The sequence below is a fragment of the Bacillus sp. OK048 genome (assembly GCF_900103525.1).
GTDB lineage: Bacteria > Bacillota > Bacilli > Bacillales > Cytobacillaceae > Neobacillus.
On record NZ_FNHN01000007.1, the window covers coordinates 262,952 to 285,675 of the forward strand.

The window sequence follows — 22,724 nt, forward strand, 5'->3', positions numbered from 1 at the left end:
TACTACTTTGCTAAACAAGGTAGCTAATAAAAAAACAACTACTTTGTTATACATAGTAGCTGTTTTTATTTTATCCTTTTTGTTCCATCATTGTCAATACACGGTTTAAAGGTTATTCACTAAAATGCTTTGCTTTCCTGCAAAAAAAGCCTGACTTCCAAAAGTCAGTCTAGGTGACGCCAGGTGCTTCCTCGCGTCTATTTATAGTATTCGTGTTTAGTGACAGTAGTTACTCTACCAGGGAGACGGTTCTCACGGCTCCATCACGGAAAAATTAGGCAAAAAAAGCCATCAGAGCCGTCTCTCTGGTCCTATTCATCTGGACGTAAAGGGGTTGCATATACGTTAATAAATACGATGTAAACCGGAAACAGAATGCTTGACCCAAAAATTAAAAGACTAAATCTCGGAAAAAGTGTTACTCCTGAACTAAAAGGAACGAAGACAGTGAAAAGAGAGAGAAAAAGGATAAAGTAGGGTACCCACAAAGCCAGTGACCAATAGCTGTTTTTTCTACCTACCATCCATTTTTTTGTTAAGCTAATGAAGATAATGGTTGCAAGTAGAAGCCCCAAAACATTAATAACAGCAACTACTATGTAAACATGATCCCATTCCCAGCCAGTTAAACTACTAATACGAGATACATTCATAATGAGTTCGATTGCTATAAACAACGCTAAAGCGTATAAAGCACTAATGGTATTTAACTTTATAAAAAATTTCATCATAAACCTCCGTGATTAAGAGACAGCGTCGTCATCCATTATACTACTTCTTAAAGAATTTTTGCCATTTTAGCAACATGGAAAAAAGACAAACCTCTAATCGCTGTTTGTTCCATAGCCGATACTTTACATTGCATACACTTTGCCTCAGCAGCTGTCTTTTTCTCCTTTACTTGATGTAGAATCGTATAAATTCTGAATAATAATCTGCTATAATGTAAAAAAAGGGAATTATCTGAAATTATTTGAATGTTCATGGGTGATCGGATGAAAATTTCAATCGAAGAAATAAACAAAGAACTGGCAGAGGAAATCCTCATTCGGTGTCATGAGGTAGACGATGAAATAAATGAAATCGTCAACAAGCTGGAAATAGAAAACCTCATTGTACTTGGCTATCAAAACGATCAAGTTCATCGGATAAAGCTTAGTGATATCTATTATTTTGAGGCCGTTGATGGAAAGGTTTATGTCTACTGCAAGGACGACGTTTTTGAGGTCAAACAAAAGCTGTATGAGTTAGAGGAATTGTGCAAAGAGAAGAATTGTTTTCGTGCATCCAAATCAACGATCCTGAACATCGCTAAAATTTCATCTATTTATCCGTCGATAAGCGGCCGATTCGAAGCCGTGCTTGATAACGGGGAACGTGCTGTTGTCTCAAGGCAGTATGTGCCTGTTCTTAAAAATAGGCTTGGGTTGAAATAGGGGGATAAATTATGAAGCTATCCGAATTTTTACAAAAGATTTTCAAGGATTTCTTGATGATCTTCGCAGCCATCATCATCATCATTACGATTTTGCGGCAAATCTATGCTCCACATCTCGACTTTGATTTGAAGTCGATTTACACCCTTATGGCTTTTTCTTTTTTAAGTGCCTTCCTGGCGTTTATTTTGTATTCACCTCATGATGTAAGTGAGAAGAACATGCGGATCAGAAGGGTCATTCATTTTTTCGCGTTGGAAATTCTCTTGATTGCCCTGGCCAGCGTTTTTGATATTGTAAATAGTGGAGCAGATGCCATCATTCTGGCACTGCAAATTGCGGTCATCTATATCCTCGTTCGTCTGCTGTCATGGAAAAAAGATAAAAAAGAAGCCGAACAAATCAATGAAAAACTAAAGGCATTTAGGAAAGACATTTAATAAAAAAAGTAGCTATTTTCATGCGGTAAGCTCACTAGCTTACCGTTTTTTGCATCTTATTTGCCTGTGGATGCAACTTACTGATTTTCTATATACTTCCTTTTGGTGATTTTTTATGATGTGTTCATAAGAAATTTTTCAAAAAAGGGGTAATGACGATGGGGATTATATTATTATTGATTGCTTTGATTTTCGAGATTGGTTTTGCCATCTACTGTGTGGTAACGAAGCAAAATCATACCAAACTAAAGAATGGGATGAGGATTGCTCTTTTTATCGCTTTTGTCGTGCTCACACTTTCATCGGTGATTGAGTGGAGCTTCCGCTGGGTTATGGTTGCGATCCTGCTATTCCTAATGGCAGTAAAGGCAACGGTTTCTCTGATCCGCAATCAATCAAATACGAAACCATACAAAACTTCTAAAATTGTCTGGAAATCCTTGATGGCGATTGTGGTAACGGTATTTGCCCTTGCGCCTGCCATTGTTTTTCCGCAGCATCAATCACCAAAAGTGACGGGGGACTATAAGGTTGAAACGGCTACTTACAGCTATATGGACAAAAATCGAATCGAGGAGTTTACCGACAAGGGTGACAACAGGGTTGTGAATGTGGAATTTTGGTATCCGAAAAACGCGGATGGAAAATACCCTTTATTAGTGTTTTCACATGGTGCATATGGTATTAAGTCGAGCAATACCTCTACTTATATGGAGCTTGCAAGCCACGGGTATGTAGTCGTGGCGATGGATCATCCTTATCATTCCTTTTATTCCGCTTCAGAGGACGGAACGCGAGCGATGATTAGTGCAGATTTTAATAATGAAGTAAGTAATTTTAATAAAGAAGGCATTTACACGAGGGAACAAGAATACAAGATCATTCAAAAATGGATGAAGCTGCGGACGGATGATATGAATTTTGTCATTGATACCATTCTTGATAAAGCCAAAAGTAACAATACCTCTGTTTATCAACATATCAATACTGAAAAAATTGGCGTATTCGGGCACTCAATGGGCGGTGCTGCCAGTGTGTGGCTGGGCAGAGAGCGTGATGATATTGGTGCAGTGGTGAATATTGACGCCCCGTTCTTTAGTGATCTTGTGTATAACAACGAACAGGCTGATTTTGTAGCCCGGGACGAAGCCTTCACGAAACCGCTTCTTAACATTTATTCGGACGATGTTTGGGGCCAGCTCGACACCAACACCACGTATGTAGCGAACAAATTGAATAATGAAAATTTCAAAGATGCCTATACGGTTCATTTCAAAGGGGCAAAACATTTAAGCTTGACGGATTTACCGCTGTTTTCTCCACTCCTTGCCACTATGATACAAGGCGGAAAAGCGGACATTGACAAATATTATAGTATTGAAACGGAAAATAAACTGATTCTTGAATTTTTTGACGATCAATTAAAGGGAATCGGCCAGTTCACTGCCAAAGCAACCTATTAATGTTGTGCCAGGGGGACGGATCTAAAAAAGCCATCAGAACCGTCCCTCCGATCACTGACATGAAAATGTGTAATCCAATGCCAAGAAGGTACTTTCTACCTTTGGAGTTCCGCCTATTTCGTAGCACTGATCACTTGCAAGGTTGATTTCACCATAGTTGAAGTACGATTGAGAGCCAATTAAGAAAACTACTGTTATTAATTTATCATATATTTTTTGAATAGTGAGTTATTTTTTAAAAAAAGGGATAAAAAGCCTGGCGAATGCCGGGCTTATGGAATTGTATTTTCTATATATGGATAATCAGCTGTGGATTTATCATAATCTCTTGGCGGTGGTTGCCTTTTTTATTAACTTATTTTTTTAGGATCTGTTAAAGTTAAATGTTGTTTTTATTGCAAAAATAATGGAAACCAGTGCTACATAGGTTTCCATTATTTTTTTATAAGTTAATCAAAGAAGGAATTTAATCCAAAATACTGTGTTAAGGGTACTTTTCGACCTTCTTCATGCCAATTATGGTACTCCTCAAAAACAGAATTCACATTATTATTAGCACGAACCTCTACTAAATACTTCACAGCGAGATAACTTCGCCAATAATCAAACATAATACTTGATAAATTACCTTGATATGAACTAATTCCAAAATTATCGATTGAATGTTTTCCATATTTATCTTTGAAGGTTTCAACTAACTTCATTTCTGCAAATGTTATATCATTAAATTCTTCATCACTTAATAATATTTTTCGCGGTAGATAAAAACACATTCCTTCCTCGAACCAAATACTATCCTCTCTTTCGTCTTCAAACTCATCTAAGAATAAATCTGAATGGTGTGTTAGTTCGTGTGCCAATATTATAAATACTTGGTTTTCGGAAAAGTTTTCATAAAACTTTTGGATATCTGGAAGTTTTTTTCCGTCTAATTGCTTTACGAGAATATTCCTCCACGTTACTAAATCTGGCGACATATATATTAAACTTTTATTTGTGTAGGCAGGGATAGGTATTTCAGAGAATACAGTAGTTGCTAATTCTTCATTAGTCCATAAAATAGCCTTTGGCAAATCCCTCAAAGCATATTCATTTTCGAGTACCTGTTGGTATTCCTTCAATTTCTTATTAAATCGTTCTATGATATCCTGATGTTTTTCGTATTCCTCTTTTACCTCAAACGCAAAGATATGCTTCATTGAGTTTCCCCCCATTAGTTTTCTTTCGTTGAATTCTAAAGGCTACACTTGTTAACCCCCCCCCGAAAAATTTAATATTCAAATAATTTACCACGTTTTTGGCACATTGCTCAACCGTTAGGCTTGTTTGCCTTGTATACTAGAAGGAATTTAAGATAATGAAATAGAAGAATATGTGAGCGAGGGAGTGGGTTCTACATGGTTAAAGCAATTTTATTCGATTTAGATGGAACGTTATTAGATAGAGACTCATCCGTAAAAAACTTTATTCATAGCCAATATGACAGATTGAATGGAGTTGTAGGTCATATTTCAAGAGAGAACTATGTGGGAAGGTTTATTGAGTTAGATCAACGCGGGTATGTGTGGAAGGATCAAGTGTACCAGCAAATGGTCAAGGAATTTGGTATTACAGAGATCTCCTGGGAGGAACTGCTTCAGGATTATATCGCTGAATTTAAAAATCATTGTGTTCCATTTCCGAATCTCATAAGGATGCTGGAAGAGTTGAAGAGTAGGAATCTGCTTTTAGGCATGATCACAAATGGCAGAGGGCAGTTTCAAATGGATAATATAAAGGCTTTAGGAATCGAAAGGTATTTTGATAGTATCTTAATTTCAGAATGGGAAGGGATAAAAAAGCCTGATCCCGAAATCTTTAAACGGGCGTTAGAGCGGCTGAAAGTTTCGGTAAGTCAAAGTGTATTTGTTGGGGATCACCCTGAGAACGATGTGAAAGCGTCTCGGAATTTAGGGATGAAAGGAATTTGGAAAAAAGACTCTCAATGGAACGGGGTTGAAGCAGATTATACCGTGAATGATTTGGCTGAAATCCCATTGCTCATATAAGATGAAATGTAATTAGTGCCATATATATCGACGAATTAAAGAATTTAAGGGAGGCTTGTAAGATGAGTAAGCTGGTATTTTACGGAGCAATTAGTTTGGATGGCTATCTCGCACGAGAGAATCATTCGTTGGATTGGTTGGATAGGACGGAAGGTGAAGAGGAGATGGGTTATCAGGACTTCTATAATGGTGTTGATACGATTCTAATGGGAAGGAGTACATACGATCAAATCGCCATCCTTTCGCCAGATAAATTCCCGTATGAAGGTAAAGACTGTTATGTTTTCTCTCGTACGTTGAAGGGCTCTACTGAATATGTGAAGTTTATTAATGAGGATATTGTCGGTTTCACCCAATCCCTAAAGGAGCAGGAGGGCAAACGGATTTGGATCGTCGGCGGGGGAGAGGTGCTGCAGCCCCTATTGCAAGCAAAACTTGTCGATGAGTTTATTATTCAAATCGCTCCGTTCATCATTGGCCGGGGGATACCAATGTTTGTGCCAGGCGAGCAGGAGAACGAGCTGACACTGGTTGATGTTAGACGTTACAAGCAATTTGCTGAATTGCATTATGTCAAATAATCTAGGGACAAGGACTTTTTAGTCTTTGTCTTTTTCTATGAAGACCATTTTTTGAAAATCCAGCTTATGTGCTGATTTCATATCTTTATGCTCCAAACCGGTTCCGCCACCACACCCAACACATCCATCAATAGTTCCCCCACTCTGCCAATGTCCATCCCACAACCTAAGTGCTCTCGGATATCCACTTGTATAAATTAGCCAAATCTAGTAGTTTTCCCTTAAAATAAGTTTAAATAGAGACACGTGATCAGATCGTAGTGGGGGGTAGAAATGAAAACAAGAAATAAGCTAGTGCGAATGTCCAAGGTGCTTTCGATGGCGTTTGTCATTTTTCTGCAAATCTATTGGTATAAGATTCGTCGAAAGCCGCAAGCAGAGTGGGATATCCTGTGGGGGAAAATAGGAGAACGGTATCGAAAAACACTGTTTGAATTAGAAGGCTTATTGATTAAAGTAGGACAAATTTTAAGCACCCGAGCAGATTTGCTTCCGAAAGCCTTTATCAGTCAAATCGAGGATCTGACCGATAAAGTTCCGCCATCAGATTGGAGTGAAATTGAGGAAATTCTCGCAGCTGAATCGCTCCACCAAAAGTTTCTTTCCATCGAAAAAACAGCTGTTGCTTCTGCTTCCATTGGAGAAGTGTATAAAGGTGTGCTACTGGATGGAACAGAGGTCGCCATTAAAGTAAAACGTCCTCATATTGACACGATTGTACAAACGGATTTCCGAGTTTTAGCGATCATCATTTGGTTTGCGGATCACCTTGTTCCCATTCCAAAAGGGTTTATCAATTTTAACGTGCTGTTTAAGGAATTAAAAGAAGTGATTGAACGGGAGCTTGATTATTCAAAGGAACTCGACAACATTTTGTTTTTTCAAGAGAGATTTAAGGATATGGATGTCGTCCAAATTCCGTCTGTAAATTCCGAGCTTAGCACGGCGAATGTGCTGGTAATGGAATGGGTCGATGGTATACGGATTACAGATGTTGAGTCGTTAGAAAATGTCAGCCGAAAAGAGATTGCGAAACGGCTAATTCAAGTGTTTCTTCCCCAATGGCTGGAGCCCGGCAGGTTTCATGCTGACCCACATCCAGGTAACGTGTTGGTGTCAAAGGAGGGGAAAATCATCTTACTTGATTTTGGGATGATTGGTGAAATCACCAAAAAGGACGCAGCGCATTTTCAAAAATTGATTGAAAGCTTTCTTTCTAAAAATTATTCGAAAGCGGTGGCGAGTTTAGCTCAATTAGGATTTTTACTTCCGGATGCGGAAACGAGAACGATAGAAAAGCTATTAGCTGAATTCGCCTCGTTCCAGCCCGAACAATTAAAGGAAATGGACCTGCTCGCATTAAAAGTGGAAATGAATGATATGATTCAGGCCCTGCCAATCCAGGTTCCAACGAGATTTGTTTTCTTGGGACGTTCGTTTGTCACCATTGAAGGGATTATCCGTAATTTGGCTCCAGAGGAGGAGCTGATCGACTTAGGAAAACCTGTATTCATGGAATGGCTAAATAAACACGGGAACAATAAGTGGTCATTGGTATGGCAATGGGCTCAATCACAGCCTGTTTTTAAGCTGGTCCATTCGGTAACTGAATTTCTAGATGCACCGCAAAAGCTAGTAGATCTTAAGGAAATCGAACAACGAAGACAATTTCAATTTACTATCTATGAAAATAATAAAAAGCATTTATTTCAAGTAACACTGCTTGGATTGATAGGTATCGTAGCTGGCATCTATACCTCTGATGATTTCATTCGAAACCTGTCGACAGGAGTATCCACTGCTGCTCTTATCGGTTACCTCATAAGTAGTCATAAACAGAAAAAATGGATGAAGTACATGCATGAAAAACGGTAATCCATAAAATTAAGATAAAAAGGGGCGTGACTGCTATTTTTCAAAAATTAATTTCCTATGTGGAAGATATAAAGGAGCGCAATCATAGCAGTGGAGCTGCTCTCGTTATCATCAAGGACAACGAAATCGTGTTGGAGCACTATAGCGGCTATCATTCGAATGCCGCTGATTCTCTGCCTATTCATGAAAACTCGCAATTTAATGTTGCATCTGTCCGAAAAAGTTACTTAGGTTTAGCGGTTGCCTATGCTTTATATGAGGGGAAGATTAATAGTCTCGATGACTTGGCCAGTCAATACTTCGAAGAGTTTGATAAGGAATTGTTAGCCAAAACCACCATCAGGCATTTAGTTACTCACTCACACGGACTACATCAAAGTGAGGATGGAACGATTTTTCGGGAATTCGCTCCTGGCGAAGGCTGGACGTACAGAGGAATTAACATTTTAATGATGACGAAGCTGATCGACAAGCTTTATGGTAAAAGTTTTCCCGAACTGCTGGAAGAAAGAGTGTTCCGACCTTTAGGAGTAAAGGAAACACATTGGCGAACAGAGCCAAGTAAGCAATTGGTGCAGGTCATCCATCATCCCGACGAGCCTGCTTCCTATAAACTTGGCAGCACAAAGGATGGAACGGAATCAAACCTGCATACCTCTGCCCGGGAGCTTGCCTTATGGGGGAATCTTCATCTGAATAATGGTTCCATAAATGGGAAACAAATCGTTCCAAAAGAAGTGATTCAATTGGCGACGCAAGTTCAAAATCCACTTTATAAAAATAAAGATTTGCCACAAAACGGATTGTTCTGGTATGTGCAAGATACACCGGCAAAAAGAAGTGAGCTGGGTGAAAGAGTACCAAATGGGTCCTATCAAATACTAGGGATAACAGGACCAACGTTATTAGTGATTCCAGCGTACAACCTCGTCGTCGCAAAAATGTACAATAAACGATATAACTATGGAGGCGACAATTACCTCCATTATTTAAGGGAATTCAGTAATCAAGTGGCTGATACATATTTACGATAGGGCGACATAGAAAGAATAAATTGGATTAGGTGGAACTCCGTATGAAGAAGGATATTTTCTGTTTTAAGGGAATTATAATTTCAAACAAACCTTACTCGAATGCAGGTATTGAAAATAACAGGAACATAGGAGGTATGAGATATGAAGGTCAATAGAATAGATCATGTGAGTATAAACGTAAATGATCTTTCAGAGGCTAAAGCGTTTTTTCTTGATTTAGGACTTGAAGTGCAAGCTGAATGGGAAATGGATGGAGAACAGTTGGACAGAATAGTGAGGCTTAATAATGTTAAAACGGCATGTGTAGGAATGGGGATGCCAGATGGTCAGGCATGGATAGAGCTAGTCAAATTTTATACGCCGTCAGATGAAAAAGATAGTCAGATACCTTTTGCAAATACGCTGGGTATCCGACATATTTGCTTTAATGTTGAAGATATTGAAGCTATTGTTGCAAAATTGAAAAAGAAGGGCACGGAAATCTTTAGTGAGATACAGCAATATGAAGAAAGTTATAAGTTATGCTACGTTCGTGGTCCAGAGGGAATTATTTTAGAGTTGGCGGAGAAAATCAGATAAATATTGAATGGGACTTTAAATGTATAGCCTTTAAATGGTCATCTAGACGTTTTGAGTGGTTGTTATTTGTCCTCATATTTCCACGACTTTTACTACAGTAAATTTGGAATATTATACCACGTTGCTTCTTTATTCTAAAATCTACAACTTCATTTGATTTCTTTTAAATATAGTTAAAAAAGCTCCTATTTAAGAGTCGGTGCCTGTTAAGGCTTGATAATTATTTCTTAATTATAAGATAACAAAACTAAGTAGATTGTTAGTTGAAATTTTTCTTTGCAACGATTTTACTCCCTCATTCGACTTTATTATGAAAAGGAGGGGATACTCAAATGGATGTTGCGAAATTGGTGCAAAAAGCCAAGAAGGGTAATGATGAAGCGTTTGAACTTCTAATAAGTTCTGTTCGTAATAAATTGTATCGGACAGCCTATTCATATGTTAGAAATGAGCAAGATGCCCTTGATATTTATCAAGAAACAATTTATAAGGCCTACACTTCACTAAAAACATTAAAAAAACCAGAGAGCTTTCAAAGCTGGATAATAAAAATTCTTGTTTTCAAATCTATAGATTTTATTCGAAAAGAGTCTCGACATTTTACTACAGATGATGAGAAAATATTTGCCGAAATAATTTCTAAAGACAGCGTAGATTACATAGCTCATTCAATGGATTTATCTGAAGCCTTTAAGTTCTTGGATCCTAAATACAAAACCATTATTATACTGAGGTATTATCACGATCTATCAATAAGGGAAATTGCAAACATTATGAATTACCCTGAAGGAACTGTGAAATCGCACTTACATAGAGCGCAAAAAGAACTTAGGCCGATTTTAAAGGAGGGCTATTTTTATGAATAAAGAAAAGTTTAATCATTCTATAGATAATATTGATATACCTCTTGAAAAGCTAGTTGCTAGGGAAAAGGCAGCTATGCTCCAAGTAAAGAAAAGACGAAAGGTCGGAAGAACTACGAGACTTTCCGTATTGATTGCATGTGGATTATGTATTACCCTCCTGGGATCCGGCTTTGTTTCAACAGGAATGGCAGCTGCGTTATCAAATATTCCACTGATCGGACCTATTTATGCTCAATTCAGTGACATTGCATCTGATAAAATTCAACAAGATCAACTTACGACAGAAATTGAAAAACAAGATAGTCAAAATGGATTAACGATGACCGTAAAAGAGGCTGTTTACGATGGCGGCCGGTTAATTGTAACAGTAGAATATACAGGTAAGAAAAAGCTTTCTCTTACAGAAGAAACTGTCGGCTTAAATTATGTAACAATTAACGGACAGTCAGTCAAACCTGCAATTGCCTCCACTGGGCAAGATGCTATCGATTCAAAGACAATCATTGAACATCATCAATTTACTTTATCAAAATATAACGAATACGGCGATAATATTGAGGTTTCGGTTCATGGGGAAAATTTATTTGGATATAAAGGAAAATGGAATGTAACTTTTCCACTTGAAAAAGTAAACGGTGTTATGAAAGAGTTCTATCCAAAGGTGAAAACTGAAACAGCCGATAAAGATTATGCATTAACAGCTGATAAAGTAACAGTTTCACCTCTATCAACACGAATAGACTTAAAGATTGATTATCCTGCTGAAATGGATGAAAACGATACATGGCCATGGTTTGATTTCACAGTAGTCGATGATAAAGGCCGCGTATATGATCGACTAAAACTACAAACAGGTATGGCTGGGGACTACGGACACCATATGGTATTAGCATTGCCGCCAATGGATGAGATACCTAAATCATTTATCATCAAGCCAGCTGATATAAACAATGAAGGTTATAGGGAAGAAATAAAAGAACTAGAATTGGTCGTTCCATTAAATAAATAAAAATAAATTTTGTCAGATTAATCAGGGGTTGTGTAACAAGAAAATGGTCAGACATCTTTTTTGAAAAGGTGAAATGAAATTAAGTTTATTTGTTCAATTAAGGTCCAGATTGTTGAATAAGGAGTCCCTTTTCTGATTGAACTAAAGGGTCCTTTCGTTCAATCAGCCTTCTAAATATATAAAAAATAGCCTAAGTTTTTATGCGCTTGGGCTATTTTTTATAAACATAAAAGGACCGCAAATACGGTGCAAATTGATACGTATTTTACTATACATTTTGGGCTGTAATTTCACGTTTTGCGATAGGAAACGGAACCCGTTAAGATACTATATCCTCTTTTTTACATACTAAAGGGCGGAAACCCTCTAACTCTTAGCACTTATCGTTTACGGAGTGGACTACCAGGGTATCTTATCAACAATTGTAGAAATTTCACTCCGCACGTTATAATTGTTATAACGTTTGAACGTAAAAATTGTATTAACGGTTATGATCCTCTGGTTCTGGGAATAAATTATAAGGAGGATGAAAAAATGACTTTAGTGGTGGTGAAGGAGCAAATGGAGAGAAAAGTTACTAGAGTCGGGAATAGTTTAGGAATTACACTTCCACAAGAAGTATTAGAGCATTTACAAATTGCACAGGGCGATGAAGTACGTTTTGATTTAGCGGATGGTCACGTAACGATTAAAAAGAAAGCTGATTTAAAATTGCCAAAAGGTGTTGACGCTGAATTTTTACAACAAATGAATGATATGATTAACGAGTATGATGAGACTTTTAAGGGCTTGGTAAATAGGTAAATATGGACCAAACAAAATATCTTACAGAAGCGCAAGTGATTTTCCTTAATTCGCACCAAATTAAACTTTATTCTCCGAAAGAACAACTAGGAGTAAAAGAACCTACATTGTTAAACAATGCAGTAAACCGCCCAAAATCCACGATGTTTGAGCAAGAACTATATCCGAAGATTTATGAGAAAGCAGCGGCATTATTTGAAAGTCTGGCAAAGAATCACGCTTTTCACAATGCGAACAAAAGGACCGCATTTGCAGGTCTTTATATGTTCCTTCGGCAAAATCAGCATAAGATTGTAGTTGATCCCCAAGAGGCGGAGGACTTTATGGTGAAAATGGTTGCAGATAAAAATCCTCCAGTTTCTTTTGAAGAAATTGTCGCTTGGATAAAAGAATACACCATTTAAAGCCTATCATTTTGGTGGGCTTCTTTTCGTATCTGACACAAGATACTTGTGTTAGGGATGGGATTGGCTAGTAACATGATTGAGGAGTGAGCAATTTGAAAAAAAAAATCGGCTGTCTGCATGCCCATTATTCAAATATTGAGTATATCGAATCCGCACTATCTGCTTATGACATCGAACTAAGTCATTTCGTGGACCCAGGTTTAATGCAGCGGGTGGGGACCGACGAGAGTTTCACGGTGGTGGACGCGGAAAAGAAAGTGAAGGATCAGGTGGAATGGATCGTTCAAACGGGTGTGGATGCCGTCCTGATAACCTGTACAAATTACATTGCTTTATTAAAAGATGAAACGCTCAATGTGCCGATCATCAAGATCGACGAGCCCTATTTTGAGGCAATTTGCAAGATTGAGGAGCCGCAGACGATCCTGTTTACAAACCCTGATACCGTTTCAGGTACGATGACGCGGCTACAGCAATATGCACAGAACAATCAGAAAATACCGGATATTGAGGTGATCGTCATTGAAAATACCTTTGAATTATTGATGCGTGGGGAGAAGGAGGAGTACCAACGAGAAGTGGCCCATGTTTTGAAGCATCAAAGTCAGCAGAGGATTGTTTCTGTTGCTCAACTCTCCATGGTTGCTGCCGCACAGCAGGTAGAGCGGGAGACTGCTAAAATGATCATCAATCCATTAAGTACGCTTGTTTCATCTATCGTGGATCAATTAAATCTATCGAAAAGGGCGGAACAAAAGTAGCAATTGTTCCGCAAGAGGTATGTAGATAGTAGTAACGTCGTTCCCTAGCTGCCAAAAAAAAATTGTCCGCTCCCATTTTTTTTAACAACTATTTGGGTAAATTAAAAAATCTTACCTGCCAAAAGGGTCTCCCAACCTGCCAATTTTGAGCTCTTACCTGCCAAAATTTCATTTCACCTGCCAAAACCATTCGTTCATCTGCCTAATCAATTCCACCACCAAACTAAGAGCTGAAAAAGCCAGGCGGCAGCCTGGCAAAGGTCATTGGATTTCCTATATATGGATATTCAGACGCGATTTTAGCATAATCCCTTGGTGGAGGAAGCCTTTTTTATTACCTTTTTTAAAATAAAAAGATTGTACCTGCCAAAAGGATGTCCCCACCTGCCAAATTCGAACGCCTACCTGCCAAAATTTCATTTCACCTGCCAAAACCATTCGTTCATCTGCCTAATCAATTCCACCACCAAACTAAGAGCTGAAAAAGCCAGGCGACAGCCTGGCAAAGGTCATTGTATTTCCTATATATGGATATTTGGATGCAAATTTAGCATAATCCCTTGGCTGAGGGGGCCTTTTTTATTACCTCTTTTAAACTAAAAACATCGTACCTGCCAAAAGGATCTCCCCACCTGCCTAATTTGTGCGCTTACCTGCCAAAATTCCATTTCACCTGCCAAATCCATTAGTTCATCTGCCTATTCAATTCGCCACCACCACACCACACTAAAAGCTAAAAAAGCCAGGCGGCAGCCTGGCTCAGGTATCATATCAGTAAAATCTCTTAAACCCATCTAGATGCTCGGTATAGTAAGGGTTGCCCAGACTCGCAATGGAAACGCCCTTTTTTTCGTCGGCGTGGATGAATTGGTTGTCGCCGAGGTAGATGCCGACGTGGGAGATGCCTGGTTTATATGTATTTTGGAAAAAGACGAGGTCGCCTGGCTGCGGCTGGTCGACGTAATAGGTGCGGCTGTAGTAGCCTTCTGCCGAATAGCGCCCGATACTTTTGCCGCTTTTGTTGGCAACATAGTGAATGAAGCCGCTGCAATCAAAGCCAGAAAGCGTGGAGCCACCCCATACATAAGGCGTTCCGATTAAACTCTTTGCCGTATTCGTAAAGGTCACGGCGAAATCTGTTAGCTGTGGTGGTGGCGCGCTGCCAGCACCAGAAACGATGAGCTTTTGGCCAACATAAATCAGGTCGGATTTTAATCCGTTAAGTGTCTTTAACTCCAGAACAGTCATACTATATAGCAAGCCAATCTTGCTAAGGGTATCACCGCTTTTTATGATATATTCACTGGCTGGAGCACTAGGTGTCGGTATTGGTGGAGCAGGAGGAGCCGGTGTTGGCACTACTGGCTCAGGCGGCGGTGCCACTGGTGTTGCGGCAGAGACCTTCAGTACTTGTCCGACATAGATCAGATCGGACACCAATCCGTTAAGGGACTTTAATTCCTGGACGGTGGTGCCAAATTGTTTGGCAATCTTGCCGAGATAATCGCCACTAACAACGTTGTATTCTGTGACACTCACAGTCGGTATCGTTGGAGCAGGTTCTGCAGCACTCGCTACTTTGAGTGTTTGGTTGATGTAGATCAAATCGGATGTTAGTCCGTTCCATTGCTTTAAATCCCTGACGCTTGTTTGATACTGAATGGCAATTTTCGATAAAGTATCGCCTTTTTGCACGGTATAGGTGTTAGCAGAAGCCATTCCCGCATAGGCGCCAGACAGAATGGCGACGGTTACCACCGCCGTTGCGACTTTCTTCTTCATTTTTCTTCATCCCTCCAGACATGATTCTACTTTCTGTCTACTATTCTATCACAAAAAATTGGGGTTTTAAGCAGATTTTAACAAAAGTAGACACGGAATATTCAAAAAACAAACCTTACAATTTATTTACAAATAATAGGAAGTTTAGTAGAATGGGCGGAGGAGTTACCAAGAAAGGAGAAAATTGTCTAATGGGGGAAACGCGAAGCAAAGATGAGCTTTCGGCAAATGAATTCTCTGACATTGTAAAAAGAGCCTATGATCGCGGCCTGAGTGATCAAGCGATGACGGTGCAACAACTACTTGCTGATTTGAAAAATGACCTTTTAAAACTAAAGTTTACTAATATATGAAAAAAGGGGCAAACTAGATGAATCCTAGTTTGCCTTTTTATTGACAAAATAATCTACAAGGAATTGCGCCCAAACCTGGTAGCCTTTTTCGTTTGGAGCCTTTTGAACCGCTGTTAAATAATCCTTGATTTCTGGATTATCGGTTGCCGGCCAGGCTGTCCAATGGTCAAGATAGGTGATGCTGTTTTCTTCGGCAAATTGCATTAATGCTTCCACTTGGATCGCATAATAATTTGGCAGATAGATGGGGTGCGACGGCTGCAACATGATCGTGGTATCTGGATTCGCCGCCTTTGCCGCTTCGATTATTTTTGTTACGTTCGCTAAGGTGACATCCATCTTCACAACATTATTGTCGTTTAATAAAAACGGCTCGATGACCATCAGCTGTGCCTTTTCCGCTGCCAGCTCCTGCTGTTTGTTTTGTGCGATGATGTCCTTTGTTGTCAAATCGTATGTATAGTGTGCGGTGCGAATCCTGTCAGGGCCGAAGCTCGCGGTTAATGTTTTAGAAACGGTTTGCTCCCACTCCATGCTGCTAGAGCCAGCAAACAGAATTTTAAAAGGCTGTTCTGCTTTCAAGGATCGTTTGAGCTCCAGTTTTGCGGTTTCGGGCCAATTTGCGGCTAGCTCTAGGTATTTATCGACTTCTATTTCGGTCGAACTTGCTGTGATCGCGGGTTTAACTGCTTTTACCGCTGTGGTTTGCTGGTTCCAGTGGATATGACCATAGACTAGTATGCTAACACAGATTAATCCCCAAATGACGGTGAAAAAATACTTCATTTGTTACCCCCCAGATACATTTTTCCTATTATTATAGCAAACTTTGGGCAAGGAATTTATTCCATTTGTGAAAAACCAACATTTTCTTACAAAAAACATGGTATGATGGGTTAGGTAATTTACAAATTCCTACAAATAGTTCATAGTAAACTAGTGCTTAGTACCTACAATAGTTTAGTGAAGGCAATTCTTACCAATTGTAAAAACCAACAAAAAGCATGGTATGCTAGTAGAGTTGATTTTTTTAATTCCTCTGCCTGAACATAGAGATGTATAGAAAATATGGCAGATTGATATGAAAAGGGAAATAAATATCCACAAATCGCCATTTAACTGTAAAAAACGACAGGATTCATGGTATACTATTGATATTTTGATTCAACATATACAGGAGGATATTATGGAAGAAACTATTAGTTTAAAAGAGTTACTAGAGACGTTAAAAAAACGCCTCGTGATGATCATACTCATTACCATGACGGCTGGTTTAGTTAGCGGCATCGTTAGTTACTTTTTTATTACCCCTATCTATCAGGCTTCGACACAAATTCTCGTCAACCAAGCAAAGAATGAACAAGCGGTATACAACTACAATGAAGTTCAAACTAACTTACAATTAATTAACACCTATAATGTTATCATTAAAAGTCCGGCCATTCTTGATAAAGTAATCGTTCAACTCGGCCTTGATATGACAGCTGGACAAATAAATGAAAAAATTACCGTCGGCAGTGAAAAGGATTCCCAGGTTGTCAACATAGCGGTCCAAGACCCGGATCCCAATGTGGCTGCGGAAATCGCAAATGTAACGGCAAAAGTCTTTCAAACGGAAATTGTTAAAATCATGAATGTCGATAATGTTAGTATTCTAGCGCAAGCACAAGTGGTCGATCAGCAAGCACCGATTAAACCACAGCCCGTATTAAATGTAGCGATTGCGATTGTGGTTGGTTTAATGGCTGCGATTGGAATGGCGTTTTTACTTGAGTACTTTGATAACACGATTAAAAATGAACAAGATATTGAAAAAATCTTAGAGCTTCCGATCTTAGGGGTTATTGCAACCATTGATGATCAAAAGATGGAAGAATTGAAGAAGCGAAAAGCAGCAGGAAGCAGATCAGCAGGAAGAGGTGAGACTCTTGGCGTTTAAGAGAAATAAGAAGGTGAGGACAACAGATCCTAGTCGAAAGCTGATTGCTACACTTGATCCAAAGTCACCGATTTCAGAGCAATACAGAACGATTCGGACGAATATTCAATATTCGTCAATTGATAAAGAGCTGAAAGCAATTATGGTCACCTCTTCAGGTCCGGGTGAAGGAAAGTCAACCACAGCAGCCAACCTCGCAGCTGTCTTTTCACAGCTAGGAAAAAAGGTATTACTGGTTGACGCCGATCTTCGTAAGCCAACGGTTCATCGAACGTTCGCTGTTAATAACCTGTTTGGCTTTACCACTGTCTTGACGAAGCAAGCTACCCTTGGCAGTACCGTGATTGAAACAGAAGAAAAGGATCTCTATATCTTAACAAGCGGTCCCGTTCCGCCGAACCCAGCAGAGTTATTAAGCTCAAAATTAATGGAGCAGTTCATTGAAGAAGCGCAGGAACAATTTGATTATGTTATCTTTGATACGCCGCCATTGTTAGCTGTATCTGATCCGCAAATCCTTGCGAATAAAGTAGATGGTTCGATTTTGGTTGTCTATAGCGGCAAGACGGAGATTGACCAAGCGAAAAAAGCGAAGGAACTTCTGGCAAATGCACAAAGTAAATTGGTTGGAGTGGTATTAAACCACAAAGAAATCAAGGATAACGACTATTACTATTATTATGGTTCAAAATAACTAATTTTCGACAAATTGCACCCCTTTACTAGGGCATTAGACGGTGTTACCATGAATATTGTCGAAATAAAATTAACAGATAATTGGAAGGGGTTGTGCTGCCATGATTGATTTACATTGTCATATATTGCCAGGAGTTGATGATGGCGCACAGTCTCTTGCTCAAGCACTCGAAATGGCGAGAAAAGCGGTGGAACAAGGAATTCATACGATTGTGGCGACGCCGCATCATTTGAATAATTCCTATGAAAATCCGAAACAACAAATCCTTGCTAGTGTCGAGGAGTTAAACCAGCAGCTACGCAATGAAAACATCGATGTCAAGGTATTACCGGGTCAGGAAGTCCGGATACATGGAGAAATGATCGAAGGATATCTAGCAGGCGAAATTCTTCCAGTGAATCATACCCCATACGTATTAGTAGAATTCCCCTCAAACCATGTTCCGCGGTATACGGAGAAATTGTTTTATGAGCTGCAGGTGAACGGATTGATCCCCGTGATTGTCCACCCAGAACGGAATCAGGAAATCATCGAATGTTCAGAGCTACTCTATCAGTTAGTGAAGAAGGGTGCTTTAACCCAAATCACAGCGGCTAGTGTTTGTGGCGACTTCGGAAAGAAAATAAAGAACTTTTCGCTGCAATTAATTGAAAACAATCTAACGCACGTGATTGCTTCGGATGCTCATAATGTCACAAGGCGTACGTTCAAAATGAGAGAAGCATTTGCTGTGATTGAACAGAAGTATGGGAACGAGATGGCCTACTACTTTGATGATAATGCTGCGCTGATGATTGAAGGCAAGCATGTCTATAAAGAAGATCCAGAACGGATTAAAAGGAAAAAATTATTCAATTTGTTTTAAATCCGATTAAGTCGATAGAATTATTTAACAAAATCATACAACTTTCAGGTTTAACACCCTGAACGGCGAGGCTTCCCTGTCCGATATCGATGGGAGTACTCAATCATGCTGTGGGAGGAGAGAGAGATGTTTCAATCCTTAGACGCCTGTCGTCAAAAGCATGGTGTGAGGACGGGTTAGATGCCCGATTTTAAAATAAACCAATAAATACTTAATGAAAGGATAAGCATGGTGAACGCTTGTATTTCCATTAGGTATTTATTTTTTGCCAAGTATTTAGATAAACGAAAGAAAATATAGAGGAGGAAACAAAAGTGAAAAGAGTTAGAAAAGCCATTATACCAGCTGCTGGTTTAGGAACGAGGTTCTTGCCAGTAACGAAAGCAATGCCGAAAGAAATGTTACCAATTGTCGATAAGCCAACGATTCAGTACATAATCGAAGAAGCTGTTGCTTCCGGTATTGAGGATATCATAATTGTTACAGGTAAAGGAAAGCGGGCCATTGAAGATCACTTCGATAATGCGATGGAGCTTGAACAAAATCTAATCGAAAAAGAAAAGTATGATTTACTAGAAAAAGTTCAGTACCCAACAAACCTAGCAGACATCCATTACATCCGGCAGAAAGAACCTAAAGGTCTTGGACATGCTGTATGGTGTGCTCGTAATTTTATTGGTAATGAACCGTTTGCTGTTCTATTAGGTGATGACATTGTACAAAGTGATACTCCATGTTTAAAACAATTAATCAATCAGTATGAAGATACTTTCTCTTCCGTCATCGGTGTTCAAACTGTTCCTGACTCTGAAACACATCGTTATGGAATTATTGACCCTTCTACGCAGGAAGGACGTCGCTACCAAGTTAGTAACTTTGTAGAAAAACCAAAGCCAGGTACTGCTCCTTCTAATCTAGCGATTATGGGACGCTATATCTTAACACCAGAAATCTTCATGTTCCTCGATCGTCAGGAAAAAGGTGCAGGTGGCGAGATTCAGTTAACAGATGCGATACAAAAGTTAAATGAAATCCAAAGAGTGTTTGCCTATGATTTTGAAGGTACACGCTATGACGTTGGAGAAAAGTTTGGCTTTGTTAAAACAACCATTGAATTTGCATTGCAACACGAAGACCTCCATGACGATATGATAGATTACTTGAAAAACCTAGTTTCTTCATTAGATAAAGAAAAAGTAATCTTATAGGAAAAGGAAGGGGTCTAAGTTGTCCAATCTAGCAAATCAAGAAGTTGGTTATATAGAAAAACAAAATACCAATGTAAATGATAGGAAGACCTATCTCTTTACAAAAAGGTTGGTAGACATATTTGGATCTTTATGCGGAATTATACTTTTAAGTTTTCTCTTTGTGATTATTGCGGTCCTAATAAAGGTAGAAGATCCAAAAGGATCAGTCTTTTTCTCACAAAACCGTGTAGGGCTAAATGGAAAAAAGTTTAAAATGTATAAGTTTCGCTCCATGGTGTCAAATGCAGAAGAGAAGCTCGCTGAACTATTAAAATACAATGAAATAAACGGTGCCATGTTTAAAATGAAAGAAGACCCTCGAATTACAAAAGTGGGGAAGTTCATTCGGAAAACGAGTATCGATGAACTACCCCAGCTTTTCAATGTATTAAAAGGGGATATGAGCTTAGTTGGTCCACGTCCACCTCTTCCTCGAGAGGTTGCGGTATATTCTGCTTACGATAAGCAACGTTTATTGGTCACTCCGGGGTGTACAGGTCTTTGGCAGGTAAGTGGAAGAAATAGTCTGGGTTTTAGTGAAATGGTTGAACTAGATCTACAATATATTCAAAAAAGAACTTTCTTCTTTGATATTAAGATTATTTTTAAAACGGTCCTAGTATTATTTGGTTCAAAAGATGCATTTTAGAAAAGGTTACTTTTGTTGAAATCTGAATCAAAAATATATGTTGCGTGTCTTCGGGATTAGTTGGTTAATTGATTGTCAGATATCAAATAATATCGTCTATCGTACAAGTAAAGAACTAGAGTTGAGCTGTTAATATGCAGTGGACAGTTTCTTCACAGAAGAAAAACCTGAATTTATTTTTTACTACTGTAAAATTGGGCGAAATTGTAGCAAACGAGAATATCCAGCTGACTTCTAACATGGCACTCTATTAATTCAAACAAGCATAATTTCCAACAGAGGCCCATCATGGTGTTAAAACTTATCATGGTTAAGGTAACAAAGTTCATCTTTTATGACGCGAACTTGAAAGACTGGAGACTTTCTTTTGATGTAAGTTGTTAATGATATAGATGAGTTAAGAAAGTGTGATGTAATCATCAATAATAGTTAATCAGTTGCTGGAATTTTACTAGAAAAGTTCTAAGCAGGGAATCTTCTTGAGATAATGAATATGTGGATGTGATTATCGTGAAAAATAAGAAATTAAAATTGTGTTTTGCAGCTTCCACAGGAGGGCATTTTGAGCAGTTAATGATGTTAAAGCCCTTGATGGATAAACATGATAGCTTTATTTTGACAGAGAAAACTTTATATGCGGTAAATACAAAAGGAGTTAGGACATATTATCTTCAGCAGGTTAATCGAAAAGAAAAAACGGTGGTTCTCCGTTTGTTTATAAATGTACTCAAATCTTTGGTAGTTTTTATAAAAGAAAGACCTGATGCGGTGATCTGTACTGGTGTATTAGCTATGTTGCCGATGTGTTTAATTTGCAAAGTATTCCGTAAGAAAGTGATTTATATTGAATCGTTTGCTAAGGTGACATCAGCAACTAAAAGTGGGAAATTAGTATATAAGTTTGCTGATCAGTTCTATGTTCAGTGGGAAAGCATGTTGAAGATATATCCAAATGCAATTTATTTAGGCGGAATATATTAGGAGAGAAAAAATGATATTCGTAACGTTAGGCTCACAGAAGTTCCAATTTAATCGTTTGTTAGAGAAAATCGATGATTTAATTAAAAATGAAGTTATTAAAGATAGAGTATTTGCTCAGATTGGTGCAAGCGAATATATTCCTAAAAATTTTGAATCTGTTGATTATATGGATGCAGATGATTTTTCTGGAAAGGTGGGAATTAGTGATATTGTAATTACTCATGGCGGGACGGGCGCAATCATCAGTGCAGTAAAAAAAGAAAAAAAAGTAATTGCAGTACCGAGATTAGCAAAATATGGTGAACACGTAGATGATCATCAATTGCAGCTACTTAAACAGTTTGACGAGATGGGGATAATTATGGCGTGTTATGATTTGGATAATTTGGGGAGCATCTATGAGGAAATCTTAAGTGTTAGCCTGATGCCATACCTATCGAATACAAAGCGGATACTTAATGAGATAGACAATTTCCTTTTGCTTTAGTGAATAATAACGCAAAGTTATCCTTTGTGATAAGCAAGGGGAAATATATATTTGCTTTTTACGAAAGACTGCGGTCTGTTATTAGCAAATTTATGGTGCAAAATGGATCTGATTTGTTCTAATTGAAGATAATCTGAACTGATAGATGCACTAGCTAACAAAAGGCTTTAATCATGATGATTTGCAACTACACTATAATAAAATTCCACATCACATTATTTATGAAGAGTTTTGGAAGATGCGGGTAATCTTTTTGAAAAATAAAAATTTTATTAAATGTGCAACTTGCTTCTATCTGAAGAGATAGTGGGTTTAACTTGAAATTATACGTATTATCATTGAATCATATTCATGAAAATTAGGGGATTCATCAAAATATTAAGGAAATTGAACCTCCATCTAAACTTTGGTAAAGACT

Annotated in this window: 25 protein-coding genes; 21 read left to right on the top strand and 4 right to left on the bottom strand. The window is 38.5% G+C overall.

What is annotated here, in order from left to right; genetic code table 11:
- Positions 1-311: 311 nt before the first annotated feature.
- Complete coding sequence (locus tag BLR86_RS14930) at positions 312-731, bottom strand: hypothetical protein (RefSeq protein WP_139185618.1); 420 nt, start codon at positions 729-731, stop codon at positions 312-314.
- Between the two features lie 252 nt (positions 732-983).
- On the opposite strand from BLR86_RS14930, the gene BLR86_RS14940 reads away from it, so the two are divergent.
- The 3 genes from BLR86_RS14940 (at position 984) to BLR86_RS14950 (ending at position 3,339) form a co-directional block, all read left to right on the top strand.
- On the top strand, positions 984-1,436 hold the full coding sequence (locus tag BLR86_RS14940; RefSeq protein WP_254782336.1) for a LytTR family DNA-binding domain-containing protein: 453 nt from the start codon (positions 984-986) through the stop codon (positions 1,434-1,436).
- Between the two features lie 11 nt (positions 1,437-1,447).
- Positions 1,448-1,876 carry a DUF3021 family protein gene (locus tag BLR86_RS14945; RefSeq protein ID WP_090762817.1) on the top strand — a complete coding sequence of 143 codons (429 nt, stop codon included), beginning with the start codon at positions 1,448-1,450 and terminating at the stop codon, positions 1,874-1,876.
- Positions 1,877-2,034: 158 nt separating this feature from the next.
- Positions 2,035-3,339 (top strand): alpha/beta hydrolase family protein, encoded by a 1,305-nt coding sequence (locus tag BLR86_RS14950; RefSeq protein WP_090762819.1) that lies wholly within the window; start codon positions 2,035-2,037, stop codon positions 3,337-3,339.
- Between the two features lie 449 nt (positions 3,340-3,788).
- On the opposite strand, the gene BLR86_RS14955 is transcribed toward BLR86_RS14950, so the two are convergent.
- Positions 3,789-4,538 carry a hypothetical protein gene (locus BLR86_RS14955; RefSeq protein ID WP_090762821.1) on the bottom strand — a complete coding sequence of 250 codons (750 nt, stop codon included), beginning with the start codon at positions 4,536-4,538 and terminating at the stop codon, positions 3,789-3,791.
- A gap of 198 nt (positions 4,539-4,736) precedes the next feature.
- On the opposite strand from BLR86_RS14955, the gene BLR86_RS14960 reads away from it, so the two are divergent.
- The 10 genes from BLR86_RS14960 (at position 4,737) to BLR86_RS15005 (ending at position 13,303) form a co-directional block, all read left to right on the top strand.
- On the top strand, positions 4,737-5,387 hold the full coding sequence (locus BLR86_RS14960) for an HAD family hydrolase (protein WP_090762823.1): 651 nt from the start codon (positions 4,737-4,739) through the stop codon (positions 5,385-5,387).
- A gap of 62 nt (positions 5,388-5,449) precedes the next feature.
- Entirely contained in the window at positions 5,450-5,968 is a 519-nt protein-coding gene (locus BLR86_RS14965; protein ID WP_090762825.1) for a dihydrofolate reductase family protein, read from the top strand.
- Between the two features lie 273 nt (positions 5,969-6,241).
- Positions 6,242-7,843 carry an ABC1 kinase family protein gene (locus BLR86_RS14970; protein ID WP_090762827.1) on the top strand — a complete coding sequence of 534 codons (1,602 nt, stop codon included), beginning with the start codon at positions 6,242-6,244 and terminating at the stop codon, positions 7,841-7,843.
- Positions 7,844-7,878: 35 nt separating this feature from the next.
- Entirely contained in the window at positions 7,879-8,877 is a 999-nt protein-coding gene (locus BLR86_RS14975; protein WP_090762949.1) for a serine hydrolase domain-containing protein, read from the top strand.
- A gap of 141 nt (positions 8,878-9,018) precedes the next feature.
- Positions 9,019-9,456, top strand: a complete 438-nt coding sequence (locus BLR86_RS14980; RefSeq protein ID WP_090762829.1) for a VOC family protein — start codon at positions 9,019-9,021, stop codon at positions 9,454-9,456.
- Between the two features lie 332 nt (positions 9,457-9,788).
- On the top strand, positions 9,789-10,322 hold the full coding sequence (locus BLR86_RS14985) for a sigma-70 family RNA polymerase sigma factor (protein ID WP_090762831.1): 534 nt from the start codon (positions 9,789-9,791) through the stop codon (positions 10,320-10,322).
- Complete coding sequence (locus BLR86_RS14990; protein ID WP_090762833.1) at positions 10,315-11,331, top strand: DUF4179 domain-containing protein; 1,017 nt, start codon at positions 10,315-10,317, stop codon at positions 11,329-11,331. The genes BLR86_RS14985 and BLR86_RS14990 overlap by 8 nt, the downstream gene beginning before the upstream one ends.
- 534 nt (positions 11,332-11,865) lie before the next feature.
- Entirely contained in the window at positions 11,866-12,135 is a 270-nt protein-coding gene (locus BLR86_RS14995) for an AbrB/MazE/SpoVT family DNA-binding domain-containing protein (RefSeq protein WP_090762837.1), read from the top strand.
- Positions 12,136-12,137: 2 nt separating this feature from the next.
- Positions 12,138-12,539: a type II toxin-antitoxin system death-on-curing family toxin gene (locus BLR86_RS15000; protein ID WP_090762839.1), complete on the top strand. Its 402-nt coding sequence runs from the start codon at positions 12,138-12,140 to the stop codon at positions 12,537-12,539.
- A gap of 95 nt (positions 12,540-12,634) precedes the next feature.
- Complete coding sequence (locus BLR86_RS15005; protein ID WP_090762841.1) at positions 12,635-13,303, top strand: hypothetical protein; 669 nt, start codon at positions 12,635-12,637, stop codon at positions 13,301-13,303.
- Between the two features lie 771 nt (positions 13,304-14,074).
- On the opposite strand, the gene BLR86_RS15010 is transcribed toward BLR86_RS15005, so the two are convergent.
- Positions 14,075-15,085: a C40 family peptidase gene (locus BLR86_RS15010; RefSeq protein WP_090762843.1), complete on the bottom strand. Its 1,011-nt coding sequence runs from the start codon at positions 15,083-15,085 to the stop codon at positions 14,075-14,077.
- 191 nt (positions 15,086-15,276) lie between these two features.
- On the opposite strand from BLR86_RS15010, the gene BLR86_RS26140 reads away from it, so the two are divergent.
- Entirely contained in the window at positions 15,277-15,438 is a 162-nt protein-coding gene (locus BLR86_RS26140; protein WP_175492907.1) for a YwzD family small protein, read from the top strand.
- Positions 15,439-15,462: 24 nt separating this feature from the next.
- Here the strand turns inward: BLR86_RS26140 and BLR86_RS15020 are convergent, their stop codons facing one another.
- Positions 15,463-16,224, bottom strand: a complete 762-nt coding sequence (locus tag BLR86_RS15020; RefSeq protein WP_090762847.1) for an SGNH/GDSL hydrolase family protein — start codon at positions 16,222-16,224, stop codon at positions 15,463-15,465.
- Between the two features lie 400 nt (positions 16,225-16,624).
- Between BLR86_RS15020 and BLR86_RS15025 the strand changes: the two genes are divergently transcribed.
- The 7 genes from BLR86_RS15025 (at position 16,625) to pssE (ending at position 22,306) form a co-directional block, all read left to right on the top strand.
- Complete coding sequence (locus BLR86_RS15025; protein ID WP_090762849.1) at positions 16,625-17,377, top strand: YveK family protein; 753 nt, start codon at positions 16,625-16,627, stop codon at positions 17,375-17,377.
- Entirely contained in the window at positions 17,367-18,071 is a 705-nt protein-coding gene (locus BLR86_RS15030; RefSeq protein ID WP_090762851.1) for a CpsD/CapB family tyrosine-protein kinase, read from the top strand. Before BLR86_RS15025 ends, BLR86_RS15030 begins: the two co-directional genes overlap by 11 nt.
- Positions 18,072-18,174: 103 nt before the next feature.
- Positions 18,175-18,939 (top strand): tyrosine-protein phosphatase, encoded by a 765-nt coding sequence (locus tag BLR86_RS15035; RefSeq protein ID WP_090762853.1) that lies wholly within the window; start codon positions 18,175-18,177, stop codon positions 18,937-18,939.
- A gap of 314 nt (positions 18,940-19,253) precedes the next feature.
- A complete protein-coding gene (galU, locus tag BLR86_RS15040; RefSeq protein WP_090762854.1) occupies positions 19,254-20,147 on the top strand; it encodes a UTP--glucose-1-phosphate uridylyltransferase GalU in 894 nt (297 codons plus the stop codon).
- A 52-nt stretch (positions 20,148-20,199) separates the two neighbouring features.
- Positions 20,200-20,838 carry a sugar transferase gene (locus tag BLR86_RS15045; RefSeq protein ID WP_254782341.1) on the top strand — a complete coding sequence of 213 codons (639 nt, stop codon included), beginning with the start codon at positions 20,200-20,202 and terminating at the stop codon, positions 20,836-20,838.
- 510 nt (positions 20,839-21,348) lie between these two features.
- Positions 21,349-21,819: a PssD/Cps14F family polysaccharide biosynthesis glycosyltransferase gene (pssD, locus tag BLR86_RS15050; protein ID WP_090762858.1), complete on the top strand. Its 471-nt coding sequence runs from the start codon at positions 21,349-21,351 to the stop codon at positions 21,817-21,819.
- 10 nt (positions 21,820-21,829) lie between these two features.
- On the top strand, positions 21,830-22,306 hold the full coding sequence (pssE, locus tag BLR86_RS15055; protein WP_090762860.1) for a PssE/Cps14G family polysaccharide biosynthesis glycosyltransferase: 477 nt from the start codon (positions 21,830-21,832) through the stop codon (positions 22,304-22,306).
- Positions 22,307-22,724: the final 418 nt, after the last annotated feature.